We start from the raw sequence: 16,461 nt of genomic DNA, 5'->3' as shown, positions 1-16,461 counted from the left end.
TCGCACCGCCCGGACCGGCCCCGCATGACGGCCCCTCACCCCGGGGACGCCCCGATTGCGACCAGGCGACGGCCCCTGCTACCGTCGCCCGCTTCACACGTCTCCGGGAGGGGAGTCGCGTGGCCGAAAAGGAAATCACCCAGCTGCTGGTGCGTGCCCGGAGTGGCGAGCCCGAACTCATGGGCGAAGTATTCAAGGCGCTGTATCCCGAACTCATGCGCATGGCGCGCTCGCGGCTGCGCGGGCGGGACGCCACCATGACGCCCACCGTGCTGGTCCACGAACTGTTCCTGCGCGTGACCGCGTCGGAACAGCTGAGCCTGGTCGACCGCCGCCATTTCTTCGCGGCCGCGGCGCAGGCGCTGCGCTGGATCATGGTGGAAGAGGCGCGCAGGCACCTGTCGCAGAAGCGGGGCGGCGGCGCCATCCACATCGAACTCGACGAAGACCTGTCCCCGGCCGCGCCCGCGGGCAGCGCCGATACCGGCGTGCTTGCCCTGCACGAAGGCCTCGACGCGCTGGGAGAAATCAGCCCGCAGCGCCGCCAGGTGGTCGAGCTGCGCTACTTCGCGGGCCTGGAGTTCAAGGAGGTCGCCGAGCTGCTGGAGATCTCCGAGCGCACGGCCCAGCGTGAGTGGGAGCGCGCGCGCGCCTTCCTGCTCGCGATGCTCGACGGGGACGCGGATGGACCATGAACAGCTCGCCCAGTGGCAGGCGGCCGACATCGCCTTCGACCGCTGGCTGGACCTGCCCGCATCGGGACGCGACGACTGGCTGGCGGCGCAGGACCTGACGCCGCCCGTGCGACGCCGGCTCGAGCAGCTCATTGCCGCCCACGAGCGCCCGCGCGCGGCACTGGCTCCCGACGGCAGCAACCTCGCGGGCTGCCAGCTCGGCGACTGGACGCTGGACAGCGAACTCGGCCGCGGCGGCATGGCCGTGGTCTACCGCGCCTGGCGTGAGCAGGGCGTGGCGCGCCAGCAGGCCGCGGTCAAGATCCTGACCCTGGGCGCGCTCGGCGCGATCGGGCGCGAGCGCTTCCGGCGCGAGGCCGAGATCCTGGCGCGCCTGAACCACCCCAACGTCACCGCACTGGTCGATTCCGGGGTGGCCGAAGACGGCACGTTCTGGCTGGCGATGCCGCTGGTCGACGGCGAACGCATCGATCACTGGTGCGACGCGAAGGCGCTGGATGCGCGGGCGATCGTGCGGCTCCACCTGCAGGTTTGCGGCGCGGTGGCGTATGCGCATCGCAACCTCGTGATCCATCGCGACCTCAAGCCTTCCAACGTGCTGGTGGATGCGGACGGCCAGGTGCGGCTGCTCGATTTCGGCATCGGCCAGTTCACCGATGTGGAGAGCGAGCGCACGCACACGATGTGGCGCGCGCTGACGCCCGGTTACGCCGCCCCGGAACAGCTGCGCGGCGATCCGCCCAGCACCGCCATCGACATCTACGGCCTGGGTGCCCTGCTGCACCGGCTGCTGACCGGCCGGACGCCGCAGGGAACGACCGGAGGCGCCGATACGACGCGCCCCTCGCTGCTGGTGCGCGCGACCGACGATGCCTACCACCGCCACTACCTGCCGCTGAAGACCGACCTGGACCGGGTGCTGCTCAAGGCGCTCGCCGAGGAGCCGGAGCAGCGCTACGCCACGGCGGAGGCCCTGGCCGACGACCTGCGTCGTTGGCTCGACGGGCGGCCGGTGATGGCGCAGAAACCGGGCCTGGGCTATCGCGCGCGGAAGTTCGTGGGGCGCAACCGGGTGGGCGTGGCGGCGGCGGTGCTGCTGGCGGCCAGCCTGGCCGGCGGCATCGGGGCCACGCTGTGGCAGGCCCGGGAAACGCAGCGGGAAGCGGAGAACGCCAGGATCCAGGCGCAGCGGGCAACGCGCGTGCGCGACTTCCTGCAGCGCGTGTTCGAGTCCACCGAGCCGGCAGCGGGCGGCGTGCCGGATGCGCTGGAGCTGCTGGACGAAGGCGCGCGCCGCGCACGGGCCGACGTGCTAAGCACCGACCCGCTGGCCGCCGCCGACATCCTGATGCTCACCGGCCGGGCGCGCCTGGCGCTGAGCGAGCACGACGACGCCCGTGCGGACCTGGAGCAGGCACGCGCACTGTTCGCCGCCACCGCGCCCGAAGCCTACCGGGAACGCGCCGACATCGAGGGCGAACTGGCCCAGGTGGCGCGCGTGCGCGGTGAAGTCGACGCCGCGCTGCTCCATTCCCGTGCAGCCATGGCGCTCGGGGAACGTGCGCTCGCAGAACACGGCGACCCCGAAACGCTGCTTGCTGCCAAGGTCAGCCTGGGCATGACCCTGTTCGCCAGCGACCCGCAGGCCGCGAAGATCCTGTTCGAAGAAGTCCTCGCTGCCCTGCCGTCGCATGGCCTGCAGGACACCGTGCTGCACATCACCGCACTCGATGGCCTGGGGGTCACGCTCGGCGTCACCGATCCGGAGGACACGCGGCGGGTGCTCGAAGTGGCCGAAGAACAGATTCGCCTGTCGCGACGCATCGACGGTCCCGAAAGCGGCCATTACGCGACCACGCTGTCGGACATGGTCCCGGACCTGGGCCGGGCGGGCGACCATGTGCGCGCGGAGCAGGTCGCATTCGAGGCGGCCGCGATCGCGGATCGCGCGTACACGAAGCCGCACTCGGGAAGGGCCCGCGTGCACTGCCAGCTGGCCGCCCATCTCCAGTGGCGCGGACGCTATGCGGAAGCCGTGGAGCATTTCGCGATCGCCAACGACATTGCCAGGCAGCTCCAGCTCAGCGACCTGCACGTGCAGGCCTGCTTCCTGTTCGGGGCGTATTCCCGCGCCGTCACGGGGGACTACCAGGGCGCGCTGGAAGACGTGCAGCGCAGCTGGGAGATCGTCGGGCAGCACGACTACCGCCAATCACCCATGGGATACGCGACCTGCGGCACGCAGGCGGCGATCGAGCTGCGTCTAGGCAATCTCCGCGGCGCGGAATCCACGCTGGCCGCCTGTCCCACCGCCGAAGGTGACGTCTCGCAGCTGCAGCATGCCCAGGCCCGCGCGGAGCTGCACCGCGCCCTCGGCAGATTGGATGAAGCCGCGGCCCTTGCGACCGAAGTCCGCAAGACCAGGCCGCCAGAGGCCGGTGATCGCTACTGGATGCGGCCCTGGATGCTGTCCGTACTGCTCGCCCATCAGCGCGGCCAAGCGGACGCAGTGGCTTCGCTGACCGCCGAGCTCGGGGAACACGCCACCACGCCGCCGCTGTCGCATTGCCTCGCGCAGCCGAACGAAACCAGCTGCCTCGCCCTTCCCTGACCAAAAAGAAGAAGGCCCGCGCGAGGCGGGCCTTCCAGTGTTGCAGTCTCGTGCGAGACAGGCGGATCAGAAGCCCATGCCGCCCATGTCGCCCATGCCACCGCCGCCGCCCATGGCGGGCTCGTCCTTCTTCGGCAGCTCGGCCACCATCGCTTCGGTCGTGATCATCAGACCGGCGATCGAGGCCGCGTTCTGCAGCGCGGTGCGGGTGACCTTGGTCGGGTCGAGGATGCCGAACTCGACCATGTCGCCGAACTCGCCGTTGGCGGCGTTGTAGCCGTAGTTGCCCTTGCCGTCCTTGACCTTGTTGACGATGACCGACGGCTCTTCACCCGCGTTGGCCACGATCTCGCGCAGCGGCGCTTCCATGGCGCGCAGGGCGATCACGATGCCGTGGTTCTGGTCTTCGTTGGCGCCCTTCAGGCCTTCGACGGCGGTCTTGGCGCGCAGCAGCGCGACGCCGCCACCCGGGACCACGCCCTCTTCGACGGCTGCGCGCGTGGCGTGCAGGGCGTCTTCGACGCGGGCCTTCTTTTCCTTCATTTCGATCTCGGTCGAGGCACCGACCTTGATCACCGCAACGCCGCCGGCCAGCTTGGCCACGCGCTCCTGCAGCTTTTCCTTGTCGTAGTCCGAGGAGGTCTCCTCGATCTGCGCCTTGATCTGCTTGATGCGGCCTTCGATGTCGGTGCTCTCGCCGGCGCCGTCGATGATCGTGGTGTTCTCCTTCGAGACCTGGATCTTCTTGGCGCGGCCGAGGTCGTTGATGGTCGCCTTCTCGAGGGAGAGGCCGACTTCCTCGGAGATCACGGTGCCACCGGTGAGGATGGCCATGTCTTCCAGCATCGCCTTGCGACGGTCGCCGAAGCCCGGCGCCTTGACGGCCACGACCTTGACGATGCCGCGGATGGTGTTGACGACCAGCGTGGCCAGGGCCTCGCCCTCGACTTCCTCGGCGACGATCAGCAGCGGCTTGCCCGACTTGGCCACGCCTTCCAGCACGGGCAGCAGGTCGCGGACGTTCGAGATCTTCTTGTCGTGCAGCAGGATGAAGGGATCATCCAGCTCGGCCGACATCGACTGCTGGTTGTTGATGAAGTACGGCGACAGGTAGCCGCGGTCGAACTGCATGCCTTCGACCACGTCGAGCTCGTTGTCCAGGCCCGAGCCCTCTTCAACGGTGATCACGCCTTCCTTGCCGACCTTGTCCATCGCCTGGGCGATGAGGTCGCCGATGTTGGCGTCGGAGTTGGCCGAGATGGTGCCGACCTGGGCAATTTCCTTCGACGTCGACGACGGCTTGCTGATCTTCTTCAGCTCGGCCACGGCGGCGATCACGGCCTGGTCGATGCCGCGCTTGAGGTCCATCGGGTTCATGCCGGCGGCGACCGCCTTCATGCCCTCGTGGATGAAGGCCTGGGCGAGCACGGTGGCGGTGGTGGTGCCGTCACCGGCGTTGTCGGAGGTGCGCGAGGCGACTTCCTTCACCATCTGCGCGCCCATGTTCTCGAACTTGTCGGCCAGCTCGATCTCCTTGGCGACGGACACGCCGTCCTTGGTGATCGTGGGCGAGCCGTAGCTCTTGTCGAGCACGACATTACGACCCTTGGGGCCAAGCGTCGCCTTGACGGCGTTGGCGAGCACATTGACGCCACGCACCATCTTGGCGCGCGCGTCTTCGCCGAAGCGGATTTCCTTCGCGGACATTGCAGTTACCTCGAAATTGGATCAGGGAATGGAGTTGCGATGCGCGAGCGCGCTCAGCCGACGATGGCGAGGATGTCGTCTTCGCGCACGATCTTGTATTCGGTGCCTTCGTGCTTGTACGCCGAGCCGGAGTACTGGCCGTAGATCACCTTGTCGCCAACCTTCACCTTCGGCGCGCGCAGGCTGCCGTTGTCCAGCGCCTTGCCCTCGCCCACGGCGATCACTTCGCCCCTGGTCGGCTTTTCCTTGGCGTTGTCGGGGATCAGGATGCCGCCGGCGGAGACTTCATCGGCTTCGATCGGCTTGACGACCACGCGGTCATAGAGCGGCTTCAGGTTCATGCAATCCTCACAAGTGATTGATTTGTTACGTCTAAGGAGCAAATCGGTCGCGTATTCTGGCAGTCGGGCCAGCCGAGTGCCAGAACGCGCGCCGCGAAAACCCGGCAAAGCCGGGATGCCTGTTAGATGGGGTGGTCCAGCCGGGGTTCAAGGCCCCCCGCGCAAGGCGGACTCAGAAGCGCCAGGCCGCCACCAGGCCGGTCTCGCCGTTGTTGGGGCTGTGCAGGCTGGCGTTCGAGATGTGGCGGAGCATCAGGGAGAAGCGGTCCCAGCGCCAGCCGGCGGTGGTGACGAACTGCGGGTCGCCGGAAACCGCGTCGGTTTCGCCGGACTGCGCGCCGATCGCGGCGCCCAGCGTCAGGCCGTTGTCGGTGCGCTCGTAGCGCAGGCCGACGAAGCCGACCCAGACGTCGTCTGCAAGGTCACGGCCGCGCACCTCGCCCCGACCGTCGATGTAGACCGCGCCCACTTCGGCGCGGAGCACGGCATTGTCCAGCTGCCGCAGCTCGGGCAGCCAGGCCACCGAGGCCGCGCGGGTGAACTCGCGGTCGGTGGTGGTGGAGACGCCCGCGGCGAGTTCGATGTCGGTGGCTGCCGCTGCGGGGAACGCAGCGGACAACAGCAACATCGAACAGGCGAGCCCCGCGCGCAGGGCGGCGGGGAGGAATGAAACGTGCATGGGGGGAACACCTGGATGAATTGGGAAAGAAGCGCGCCACGCAGAGGATAAGGGCGACGTGTCGCATCAGCGTGCAGACGGGCGGAATACTGTGTGCGCCTTCTGTCTGGCAAGCGTCACAAATGGCGGTTAGATTGCCGGGTCCACAACGGGGAGAGATCCATGCGTCTTGAAAGTTCCAGGCTGGGCTGCGCCATCGCCCTGGCATTCGCCGCCGCGTTCCCGGCCCAGGCCGAGGTGTTCATCAACGAGATCCACTACGACAACCTCGGCGCCGACGTCGGCGAGGCGATCGAGGTGGTGGGAAGCGCAGGCGAAAACCTCGCCGGCTACCAGCTCGTTCTATACAACGGCAGCAACAACCAGACCTACCGGACCGACACCCTGCCAGAGGGCAACCTCGCGACGTGCGGCGGCCAGGTGCGCTTCGCGGTCGTCAACTATCCGCAGGACGGATTGCAGAACGGCTCCCCGGACGGCATCGCGCTGATCGACCCGCAAGGCGGCGTGGTCCAGTTCCTGAGCTACGAAGGCACGATGACCGCGGCCAACGGCCCCGCTGCCGGCGTGACCAGCACCGACATCATCGTCTCCCAGGCCAACGACACGCCGGTGGGCCTGTCGCTGCAGCTGGGTGGCGCAGGCAACGTCTCCGCCGACTTCGCCTGGGCCGAATCGGCCACCGCGACCTTCGGTACCTGCAACAACAACCAGACCTTCGGCGAACCCGGCAACGCCGCTCCGCGCGTGGTCGAAACCTTCCCGACGCAGGACTCCAGCAACTTCCCCTACGCCGCCGACCTGACGGTCACCTTCAGCGAGCCCGTCATCGCCCAGCCGGGTGCCTTCACCCTGGCCTGCGAAGGCCTGGCCCGTCGCCGCTCTCCGAGGCTCGACCACGTCGCGCAGGCCACCACCTTCACGCTGACGCCCGCGACCCCGCTGGTCCCCGGCCAGGCCTGCGCGCTGCACATCGACGCCGGCCTGATCGTCGACCTCGACGAGACCGCACCCGAGTCCGGCGCCACCGTCGACTTCCTCGTCAAGCGCGCCGACCGTGGCACCGGCAGCGGCGAGTACTACGGACTGGTCAACGACTCCAGCCCGGGCCAGCTGCGCTGCTCGCTGCACGAGACCATCCGTGGCCACGTCGCCTACCCCTACAGCGGCAGCGGCACCAACACCTGGACGATCCTCGAGATCGCCGACGAGGACCCGAACGATCCAGCCAAGATCCTCGACGTCTACCGCAACCGCAGCTACACCAAGGGACAGGACCGCGCCGGCAGCGGCGGCAGCAACAAGTACAACCGCGAGCACACCTGGCCGAATTCGCTGGGCTTCCCCTCCAACTCCGTCGGCGGCCTGCCCAACGCGCCGTACACCGACACCCACATGCTCTACCTGAGCGACGAGGTCTACAACAGCAACCGCGGCAACATGCCGTTCGCGGACTGCAGCAGCGGCTGTGCGGAGCGCGCGACGGAGTTCAACAACGGCCGCGGCGGCGGCAGCGGCACCTACCCGGGCAACTCGAACTGGGTCCAGGGAAACAACGGCAACCAGGGCTCGTTCCAGGTCTGGGGCGCACGCAAGGGCGACATGGCGCGCGCGGTGATGTACATGGCAATCCGCTACGAGGGCGGCCAGCATCCGACCAGCGGCCAGTCCGAGCCCAACCTCGAACTCACCGACAACCGCAGCCTGATCGTCGGCACCAGCTCGCTCAACGCGCCGGCCTACATGGGCCTGCTGTCCACCCTCGTCGAGTGGCACCTGGCCGATCCGCCGGATGACGCCGAGCGTGCCCGCAACGAGGTGGTGTTCGCCTACCAGGGCAACCGCAACCCGTTCATCGACCACCCCGAATGGGCCACGGCGGCGCTGTTCAATTCGACCACTCCGGCCACCTGTGAGCTGGGTACCCCGTCGAACCCGAACCCGGAGCCGCGCAACCCGAGGCTGCGCGACCCGCGGCCGCAGGTGGTGGCGCCGGCACCGGCCGCGCCCGTGGTCGGCACCAAGCCGCGCACCACGCTGCGCATGCGTTGAGCCAAAGGCACCACGCGTAAAAAAGGGGCGCCGGGAAATCGGCGCCCCTTCTTGTTTTGCCGGCTCAGATGAGCGAGAGCAGGGTCGTGATGCGGTTGCGATTGAGCGCGGTGAGCGGAGGCAGGTTGCAGCTCAGGGCCACCGAATCGGCGAGCACGAGCCCACCCGCATCAAGCCCGGTCCAACTCAGGGTCCCCGACGCCAGCGGCGCGAGGTTGATCGACTTCACCACGTAGTCCGCGGAACCGGCGTCCTCCCCGATCACCGCGGTGCAGCTGATCGTGACGGGAACGTTCGAAAGGTTGCGCACATCGGTGCGGAAGCTCTGCACGTTCAGTGAAACTTCCTCGGTGGTGAGCGCACAGGTCACGAAAGCGGCCGTGTCGCCCTCGTTCGCCAGCGCAAGCGGGCGCTTGCGGATCACGCCCTCGTACGCGGGTAGTGCAGCCTGGCAATTTCCCGCGGCACCGGTGCCCTGGGTGCTCAGCACATCCAATGCATCGGCCTGCATGCTCGCCAGCAACAAGGTCGCGCCGGCCACTCCGGCAAGAATCTTCACCATGGTTGTCTCTCCTTAGGCAACGCGCGGGCGCCGGTGGCGCCCGTCGCACGGTCCAGCCTGCCCTGAGGCCCATCAAGGTTCCGTGCGCGAGGACCCATTCGGCGAACTTCGGCAAGCCCCTTGGGATACCCTAGACGGCCCGGTCCGCGCCCATGAACGAACACGCCCCGTGCTGATCTGCCACCGCAGTTGTCCCAAGCAGGCACCCGCAAAGTGATCGCATCCTCGCAGCTCTGGCAGCGCGCACGCGCGGCCCTGGCAGCGCTTGCGCTGTTCGCGGCGTGTGCAGGGACGGCCCATGCCGCGGTCGACCTCGAGGACCTGCTGCCGGTCGACGAGGCCTTCGTGCTGCGCGCCGAAGCCGGCCCCGACGGCATCCAGCTCAGCTGGACGATCGCCGACGGCTACTACCTGTATCGCCACCGCATGGGCGCCGAGTCGCTGGATGCCGGATTCCGCGCCGATCCCGCAGGGCTCCAGCTCCCGGCCGGAACGCGGCACACGGACGAATTCTTTGGCGAGGTCGAGACCTATCGTGGCCGCGTGAGCGGTGTATTGCCGGGCACCGCGGCGGCAGCGCGCACGGAGCTCAAGATCCGCTACCAGGGCTGCGCGGACATCGGCATCTGCTATCCACCGCAGACCCGCACCGTGGCCGTCGCCCTGCCCGTCGTGGCCGCAGCCGCAGCCGGCAAGCCCGACGCCGGCTTCGCCGCACTGGGCCAGGCCCTGGGCTCCGGCAGCGCGGGCAGCGGACCGCTGTCCCTGCCGGGGGCGAGCGACACCCTGCCGCTGCCCGAGGAGCAGGCGTTCGCCTTCGAGGCCATCGCCGGCGACGGCGACACGATCCTGATGCGCTTCACCCCGGCACCGGGCTACTACCTCTACCGCGACCGCAGCAGCTTCATGCTCGAGGCCGAGGACATCCGCGCCGGCGCCCCACGCTGGCCGCGCGGCGTGCCCCACAACGACGGCTACTTCGGCAACGTCGTGGTCTATTTCGACCAGGTCGACGTCCCGCTGCCCCTGCTTCGCAGCCATGCCGGCCCGCGCGAGGCCACGCTCACCGCGACCTTCCAGGGCTGCCAGGACGACGGCATCTGCTATCCGCCGATGACCCGGCGCGTGCGCGTATCGCTGCCTGCGGGCACGGTGGCGACGGCAGCCGCTGCCGACCCCGACGCAGGCACCGGAACCGACGCCGCGGATGCAGGCACCCCCGTCGACGCAGGGGCCGGCGACACCAACGCAGCGCAGGCCGACGCCGCAAGCGCCGACGCCGCGGCGAACGGCGACACGGAAATCCCGGCAGCCGGCACGTTCGCGGACGGCACGGACGGCGCCACCGCCACCGCGGACAACGCCGCGCGCAGCACGCCCCCCGCCGTGCCCCGCATCGGACTGGCGCTGGCACTGCTGCTGGCACTCGCGGGCGGCCTGTTGCTCAACGTGATGCCCTGCGTGCTGCCGATCCTGTCGCTGAAGGTGCTGGGCCTGGCCCAGGGCGGCGCCAGTCGCGCATCCGCCCGCCGCCATGCGCTCTGGTACACCGCCGGCGTGCTCGTGGCGTTCGCGCTCATCGGCCTGGCGGTACTCGCGCTGCGCGCGGCGGGCCTGGCGATGGGCTGGGGCTTCCAGCTGCAGCAGCCCGGCTTCGTGGCGGCGCTGGTGCTGCTGATGGCCGCCGTGGGTTTGAGCCTGTCGGGGGTGTTCAGCGTCGGCGGCAGCGCCAACCTGGGGCACGGCCTGGCCACGCGCACCGGTCCGGTCGGCGACTTCTTCACCGGCGTGCTGGCCTGCGTGGTCGCCAGTCCCTGCATCGCACCCTTCATGGGCGGCGCCCTGGCCTTTGCCTTTACCGCATCGCCCGCCGCGGCACTGCTGGTGTTCCTGGCGCTGGGCCTGGGCCTGGCGCTGCCGTTCCTGCTGATCGGCTTCGTACCTGCGCTGGCCGACCGCCTGCCGCGGCCCGGCGCCTGGATGGAAACGCTCAAGCAGGTGCTGGCCTTCCCGATGTACCTCACCGCGATCTGGCTGGCCTGGGTGTTGGGCCGCCAGCGCGGCGTCGATGCCATGGCTTTGGTGGCCGTCGGCGTGGCGGTGATGGCCTTGGCGCTGTGGTGGCTGGAGCGCGCGCGCCTGCACGGCGGCTGGCTGCGGCGGCTGCCGGCGATCGCCCTGCTGCTGGTCGCGCTGTCCTCGGCCTGGCTGGTGGGTCGCCTGCCGGCGCCCGCGCTCGCCGCGGCGACGGTCGCTGACGGCAGCGTCCCCTATTCCACCGAAGGCCTGCGCACGCTGCGCGACGCCGGCACCCCGGTGTTCGTCAACATGACGGCCGACTGGTGCGTGACCTGCAAGGCCAACGAACGCAGCACCCTGTCCAGCGACGCGTTCCGCGATGCCCTGCGCCGCACCGGGACCACGTACATGGTGGGCGACTGGACCAACGTCGATCCCGAGATCAGCGCCTTCCTTGAACGGCATCGCGCCGTCGGCGTGCCGCTGTACGTGGTCTACCCGGCCGACGGCGGCGAGGGCGAAATCCTGCCGGCCGTGCTCGACCGCGGCACCGCGATCGCGGCGCTGGAACGGGCGGCGCGCTGATGCGCACGCGCAGCATCCTGCTGGTGGCGCTGGCCGCGGGGATCCTCGGCGTGGTCGCGGGCCTGGCCGTGAACGGCCCCGGCCCGCTGCTGCGCACCGGACTCGGGCAGCGCGCGGTGCAGCAGGCCATGGATGCCGTCGCGCCGCCGCCCCCCGAAGGCCTGCTCGTGGCGAAACGCGGCGAGCAGGTGCCGGCCATCACCCTGCCCGACCTTTTCGGCGCCCCGCGTACCCTGCCCGCCGAATTCAGCGGCCGGCCGCTGCTGGTCAACCTCTGGGCCAGCTGGTGCGGGCCGTGCATCGAGGAAATGCCGGAACTCGACCGCTTCGCCGCCGAACAGGGTGGCAACGGTGTGCAGGTGATCGGTATCGCGCTTGACGACCAGGCCGCGGTGGAGGAGTTCCTGCAGCGCATCCCGGTGCGCTACCCGATCCTGATCGACGCCGCGGGGCCGCGCGACGCCGGCGTGCAGCTCGGCAACCTGCGCGGCGTGCTGCCGTACACGGTGCTGCTGTCGGCCGATGGTCGCCTGCTGAAGCAGCGCATCGGGCCCTTCGTCGACGGTGAACTCGACGACTGGGCGCTGCCGGGCGGCTGATTCAAACGGCCGCTTAAAACAGGCCTAATTCGCAAAACTTCGGCGATCTGGACACGATCGGCCGCTTGACGCAGACTGGCCGCCGTTTTCGCGAAGGCGATTCCGCGCCACGAATGCACAGGCTCCTCGTCCTCCACGGCCCCAATCTCAACCTGCTCGGCACCCGCGAGCCGGAGGTCTACGGCCGCGACACGCTGGCCGCGATCGACGCCGGCCTGCGCACGCGCGTCGAGTCGGCGGGCTTGGGGTTCGAGAGCCTGCAGTCGAACGCCGAGCACGTCCTGGTCGATCGCGTCCAGGCCGCCGCCGGCGACGGCACCCGCTTCATCCTGCTCAACCCCGCCGCCTTCACCCACACCTCGGTGGCGCTGCGCGACGCGCTGGCCGCCGTCGCGATCCCGTTCATCGAAGTGCACCTGTCCAACCCGCACGCCCGCGAACCCTTCCGCCGCCAGAGCTTCTTCAGCGACCTGGCGGTGGGCGTGGTCTGTGGCTTCGGCGCGGCCAGCTATTCCCTTGCCCTGGATGCCGCCCTGGTCCGCCTGGCGCCGGCATCCTGACCCTTTCCTCCGCCGGCGCCCGCGCCCGGCCCCACCCGTAGAGGCCCGCATGGACCTGAGAAAAATCAAGAAGCTCATCGACCTGCTCGAGGAATCCAACCTCGCCGAGATCGAGATCAAGGAAGGCGAGGAATCGGTGCGCCTGGCGCGCACGCCGCGCGCCGGCCATGCGTCGCCCCCGCCGCAGTACGTGGCCGTCGACCCGCACCAGGGCCAGGTCATGCCGATGCATTCGCCCGTGCAGGCAGCCACCGGTGGCCGCCCGGCCGAACCCACCGGTCCCGCGCTACCCGAAGGCCACGTCGTGCGTTCGCCGATGGTGGGCACCTTCTATGCCTCGCCGGCGCCGGACAAGCCGTCGTTCGTGACCGTGGGCCAGAGCGTCAACGCCGGCGACACGCTGGCCATCGTCGAGGCGATGAAGATGTTCAACCCGATCGAGGCCGATGTCGGCGGCACCGTGCTCGCGATCATCGCCGAGAGCGGGCAGCCGGTCGAATTCGACCAGCCGCTGTTCGTGATCGGCTGAGGCGGCGACGATGCTCGACAAGGTCGTCATCGCCAACCGCGGCGAGATCGCGCTGCGCATCCTGCGCGCCTGCCATGCGCTCGGCATCCGCACGGTCGCGGTGCACTCCACCGTCGACCGCAACCTCAAGCACGTGGCCATGGCCGACGAATCGGTCTGCATCGGACCGGCACCATCGCCCCAGAGCTACCTCGACATGGCCAGCATCATCGCCGCCGCCGAGGTCACCGACGCGCAGGCGATCCACCCCGGCTACGGCTTCCTGGCCGAGAACGCCGACTTCGCCGAGCGCGTGGAGCAGTCGGGCTTCGTCTTCATCGGCCCCAAGGCCGACACCATCCGCCTGATGGGCGACAAGGTCGAGGCGATCAGGGCGATGAAGGCGGCGGGCGTGCCCTGCGTGCCCGGCAGCGGCGGCCCGCTGGGCGACGAGCCGGCGGAGAACATCCGCATCGCGCGCGAGATCGGCTATCCGGTGATCGTGAAGGCCGCCGGCGGCGGCGGCGGCCGCGGCATGCGCGTGGTGCACACCGAAGCGGCACTGCCGGCCGCGGTCATGACCACGAAGCAGGAGGCCAAGGCCGCCTTCGGCAACGACATGGTCTACATGGAGAAGTTCCTGGAGAACCCGCGCCACGTGGAGATCCAGGTGCTGGCCGACGGCCAGGGCAACGCCATCCACCTCGGTGAGCGCGATTGCTCGATGCAGCGCCGCCACCAGAAGGTCGTCGAGGAAGCGCCGGCGCCGGGCATCACCGAGCAGATGCGCGAGGAGATCGGGCGCGTGTGCGTGGAGGCCTGCCTGCGCATTGGCTACCGCGGCGCCGGCACCTTCGAATTCCTGTTCGAAGACGGGCGCTTCTACTTCATCGAGATGAATACGCGCATCCAGGTCGAGCACCCGGTCACCGAGATGGTCACCGGCATCGACCTGATCCGCGAGCAGCTGATGATCGCCGCCGGGCGCCCGCTGTCGATCCGGCAGGAGGACGTGGTGATGCGCGGCCACGCCATCGAATGCCGCATCAACGCCGAGGATCCGGACAGCTTCCTGCCCTCCCCGGGCCTGATCAGGCACTTCCACGCCCCCGGCGGGCCGGGTGTGCGCGTGGACAGCCATGTCTACGAGGGCTACCAGGTGCCTTCCAACTACGACTCGATGATCGGCAAGCTGATCGTGCACGGGGCCGATCGTGAACAGGCGATCTGCCGCATGCGGGTGGCCCTGAGCGAGATGGTGATCGACGGCATCCGGACCAATATCCCGCTGCAGCAGCGGATCCTGGCCGACGGCGGCTTCGAGGAAGGCGGGCGCAACATCCATTACCTGGAAAAGCGCCTGGCCGAGCGGAAGGAGAAGTCGCTCTCGATCCTCTGACCATGCGGCAGCGCACCTTGGTGCGCCGGGCCGGCCTCGCATATGCTCGGACGTTCGCCGGGCACGGGGGCCGGCACCACCGCAGAGGGAGAGAAGATCGATGCGCTTCAGCAAGAGCAAGATCGCGACCGCCATGCTTGGCGGGCTGCTGGTCACGGCCACCGCCGGGATCGTTTTCGCACAGCCGCACACCGCGGCTCCCGCGCCCAAGGGTGCAGACCGTGCCCAGACCGAGCGGCCGTGGAGCGTCGCCGGTGGCGATATCGGCATCCGCTGGAACCATGACCTCGCCGCCGACCTCGGCATGCGCATCGTCCCCGGCTCCATCCACGGCCGCCGCGCCAACGACGGTTCCGAGCGCTTCGCGGTGCAGGAGGCGCAGCAGATGCGCTTCATGGTCGACAACGGCTACGCCCGCGAGATGGCCGGCGGCGCGCTGCAGGCGCGTGGTGGCTACGTGGTGCAGCTGAAGGGCGGCACCATCGACCTCGACGGATTCCGCCTGGTCCCGCGAAGCGTGAAGCGCGGCGCCGAGCCAGAGTTCGACCTGGTCGATGCCCGCGGCGATGCCTGGTTCCACGTCGACCATGTGATGCACGAGCTGCTCGACGATCCGCCGTCGTTCACCATCGGCTCGTCCGACATCCGGATCAGCGAGCGCCTCGCACAGCGCCTGGGCGCACCCCATGCCGCCGGCATGGCGATCGCCGAACTGCAGCTGGACGTGCCGGTGCAGGTCCGCGGCAGCGGCGACCTCGCCCCGCTCGCCAACCACATCACCTGGGACGGCGATCCCGCCCCCAACGGCGGCACCTACCAGAACGACATCTTCATGCTCAGCACCTTCGCGCAGTACCTGCGCTGCCAGGGCTGCAGCGGTCCCGCCGGCAGCGGCACCATGGCCATCGCGCCGTCGGCGACGCTGAAGAACAACGTCAACGAGGGCAGCATCAACGCCACCGTCCCCGGCGATCCGCTGGGCACCAGCACGGCGATGTGGACGGCCACGATCCCCTGGCACCAGAAGTTCTCCGGCAACTCCGCTCCGTACAACAACGACCAGCATCCGTACCTGATCTGGAACATGTACCGGACCAACGCCGACGGCAGCCTCGAGCAGATCGGTCGCTCGGGCGTGAAGCACGCCTACCTGACCACCAACGGCAGCTGCCTGGACAGCAACGACCACAACGGCCACGCGCTGGGCCGCGGTTGCACCGACACCTACTCGGTGGGCAACAACGACTACACCCAGGGCATGACCTCGCGTGCCGAGATCCTGCCCGGGCCCGGCCTGTGGGGCCGCTGCGGCTCGGTCTTCGACCCCGACTGCAATGGCGTCCAGAACACCGCGCCGGGCGACAACTACACGTTCCGCCTGCTGGTGGGCGAGTCGCAGGTGTCGGCGGCCGCCAACCCCGGGGCCACTTGGCTGTTCGAGTCCTGGTACGTGGCACGGGGCGACATCAACATCTACAACTCGATGTCCACCAAAGCGACCACGCCCGCGTGGACCGGCAGCATCTGGAACATCGGCACCAACAGCGAGCGCCTGGGGTCTGCGATCGACCGCTGGTTCGGGCAGGACAACAGCGTGCCCATCAACCCGCGCAACCCGCGCATGAACCCGGTGAAGGACAGCCGCAAGCTGATGACCGAGTTCGTGGCCGGCGACCAGCACGCCAAGCTCGCGGTCAAGGTGACGCGCCTGCCCGGCGGCAACTGGCAATACCACTACGCGCTGATGAACTTCGACTTCGCCTTCGCGCAGACCGAGGGCAACTCGCCGAACCTGCGCATCGTGTCGAGCCAGGGCTTCGACGCCCTGGCACTGGCCACGGCCTCGGGCAGCGCCATCACTTCGACGGTCTTCCGTGACGGCGACCTGGTCGCGGGTAACGACTGGGCGTTCGAAGCCGGCCCCTCCAGCGTCGAATGGAAGGCGGGCGATGCCGGTCGTTCGCTCGGCTGGGGCGAGTTGTACTCGTTCACCATCGTGTCCCCGAAGCGGCCGACAAGCGGCACCGCCACCTTGCGTGCCGACGGTTTCGGCCGTGAGACCGCATACGACGTGGCGACCCTCGTCCCGGCGCCCTGAGTTCCAGCGCCGGCCCGGGACATCCCCGGGCCGGCGTGCTGGCGTG

At 69.3% G+C, this 16,461-nt stretch carries 12 protein-coding genes and 1 pseudogene; 9 read left to right on the top strand and 4 right to left on the bottom strand.

The window, feature by feature from the left end; all coding sequences use genetic code 11:
- Nucleotides 1-119 precede the first annotated feature (119 nt).
- Both ACW5F0_RS09095 and ACW5F0_RS09090 read left to right on the top strand, forming a co-directional pair.
- A complete protein-coding gene (locus ACW5F0_RS09095; protein ID WP_456963627.1) occupies nucleotides 120-695 on the top strand; it encodes an ECF-type sigma factor in 576 nt (191 codons plus the stop codon).
- Nucleotides 685-3,306, top strand: a complete 2,622-nt coding sequence (locus tag ACW5F0_RS09090) for a protein kinase domain-containing protein (RefSeq protein WP_456963626.1) — start codon at nucleotides 685-687, stop codon at nucleotides 3,304-3,306. The genes ACW5F0_RS09095 and ACW5F0_RS09090 overlap by 11 nt, the downstream gene beginning before the upstream one ends.
- Before the next feature lie 66 nt (nucleotides 3,307-3,372).
- Here ACW5F0_RS09090 and groL read toward each other — a convergent pair whose 3' ends face one another.
- From groL to ACW5F0_RS09075, 3 genes are all read right to left on the bottom strand, one after another.
- Nucleotides 3,373-5,013, bottom strand: a complete 1,641-nt coding sequence (groL, locus tag ACW5F0_RS09085) for a chaperonin GroEL (protein ID WP_456963625.1) — start codon at nucleotides 5,011-5,013, stop codon at nucleotides 3,373-3,375.
- A 53-nt stretch (nucleotides 5,014-5,066) separates the two neighbouring features.
- Nucleotides 5,067-5,354, bottom strand: a complete 288-nt coding sequence (locus ACW5F0_RS09080) for a co-chaperone GroES (RefSeq protein ID WP_132986752.1) — start codon at nucleotides 5,352-5,354, stop codon at nucleotides 5,067-5,069.
- Between the two features lie 172 nt (nucleotides 5,355-5,526).
- Nucleotides 5,527-6,033: a hypothetical protein gene (locus ACW5F0_RS09075; RefSeq protein ID WP_456963624.1), complete on the bottom strand. Its 507-nt coding sequence runs from the start codon at nucleotides 6,031-6,033 to the stop codon at nucleotides 5,527-5,529.
- A gap of 162 nt (nucleotides 6,034-6,195) precedes the next feature.
- Between ACW5F0_RS09075 and ACW5F0_RS09070 the strand changes: the two are divergent.
- A pseudogene (locus ACW5F0_RS09070) lies at nucleotides 6,196-7,959 on the top strand (endonuclease); the annotation flags it as partial.
- Nucleotides 7,960-8,149: 190 nt separating this feature from the next.
- Here the strand turns inward: ACW5F0_RS09070 and ACW5F0_RS09065 are convergent.
- The gene (locus tag ACW5F0_RS09065; protein ID WP_456999590.1) at nucleotides 8,150-8,647 is read right to left on the bottom strand and encodes a hypothetical protein; all 498 of its coding nucleotides are present in this window, start codon (nucleotides 8,645-8,647) and stop codon (nucleotides 8,150-8,152) included.
- 216 nt (nucleotides 8,648-8,863) lie between these two features.
- On the opposite strand from ACW5F0_RS09065, the gene ACW5F0_RS09060 reads away from it, so the two are divergent.
- From ACW5F0_RS09060 to ACW5F0_RS09035, 6 genes are all read left to right on the top strand, one after another.
- Nucleotides 8,864-11,251: a protein-disulfide reductase DsbD family protein gene (locus tag ACW5F0_RS09060; protein WP_456999662.1), complete on the top strand. Its 2,388-nt coding sequence runs from the start codon at nucleotides 8,864-8,866 to the stop codon at nucleotides 11,249-11,251.
- Nucleotides 11,251-11,850 carry a TlpA family protein disulfide reductase gene (locus ACW5F0_RS09055; protein WP_456963622.1) on the top strand — a complete coding sequence of 200 codons (600 nt, stop codon included), beginning with the start codon at nucleotides 11,251-11,253 and terminating at the stop codon, nucleotides 11,848-11,850. Before ACW5F0_RS09060 ends, ACW5F0_RS09055 begins: the two co-directional genes overlap by 1 nt.
- A 113-nt stretch (nucleotides 11,851-11,963) precedes the next feature.
- Nucleotides 11,964-12,410, top strand: coding sequence for a type II 3-dehydroquinate dehydratase (aroQ, locus tag ACW5F0_RS09050; RefSeq protein ID WP_456963621.1), 447 nt, complete (start codon nucleotides 11,964-11,966; stop codon nucleotides 12,408-12,410).
- Nucleotides 12,411-12,459: 49 nt separating this feature from the next.
- Nucleotides 12,460-12,939 (top strand): acetyl-CoA carboxylase biotin carboxyl carrier protein, encoded by a 480-nt coding sequence (accB, locus tag ACW5F0_RS09045; RefSeq protein ID WP_456963620.1) that lies wholly within the window; start codon nucleotides 12,460-12,462, stop codon nucleotides 12,937-12,939.
- A gap of 10 nt (nucleotides 12,940-12,949) precedes the next feature.
- Nucleotides 12,950-14,317, top strand: a complete 1,368-nt coding sequence (gene accC, locus ACW5F0_RS09040) for an acetyl-CoA carboxylase biotin carboxylase subunit (RefSeq protein WP_456963619.1) — start codon at nucleotides 12,950-12,952, stop codon at nucleotides 14,315-14,317.
- 100 nt (nucleotides 14,318-14,417) lie between these two features.
- Nucleotides 14,418-16,415 (top strand): hypothetical protein, encoded by a 1,998-nt coding sequence (locus ACW5F0_RS09035; RefSeq protein ID WP_456963618.1) that lies wholly within the window; start codon nucleotides 14,418-14,420, stop codon nucleotides 16,413-16,415.
- Nucleotides 16,416-16,461 lie beyond the last annotated feature (46 nt).

Source organism: Luteimonas sp. A534 (assembly GCF_054072805.1).
The sequence above is the reverse complement of the archived record's forward strand: the minus strand, read 5'-3'. Positions and strand labels throughout refer to the sequence as shown.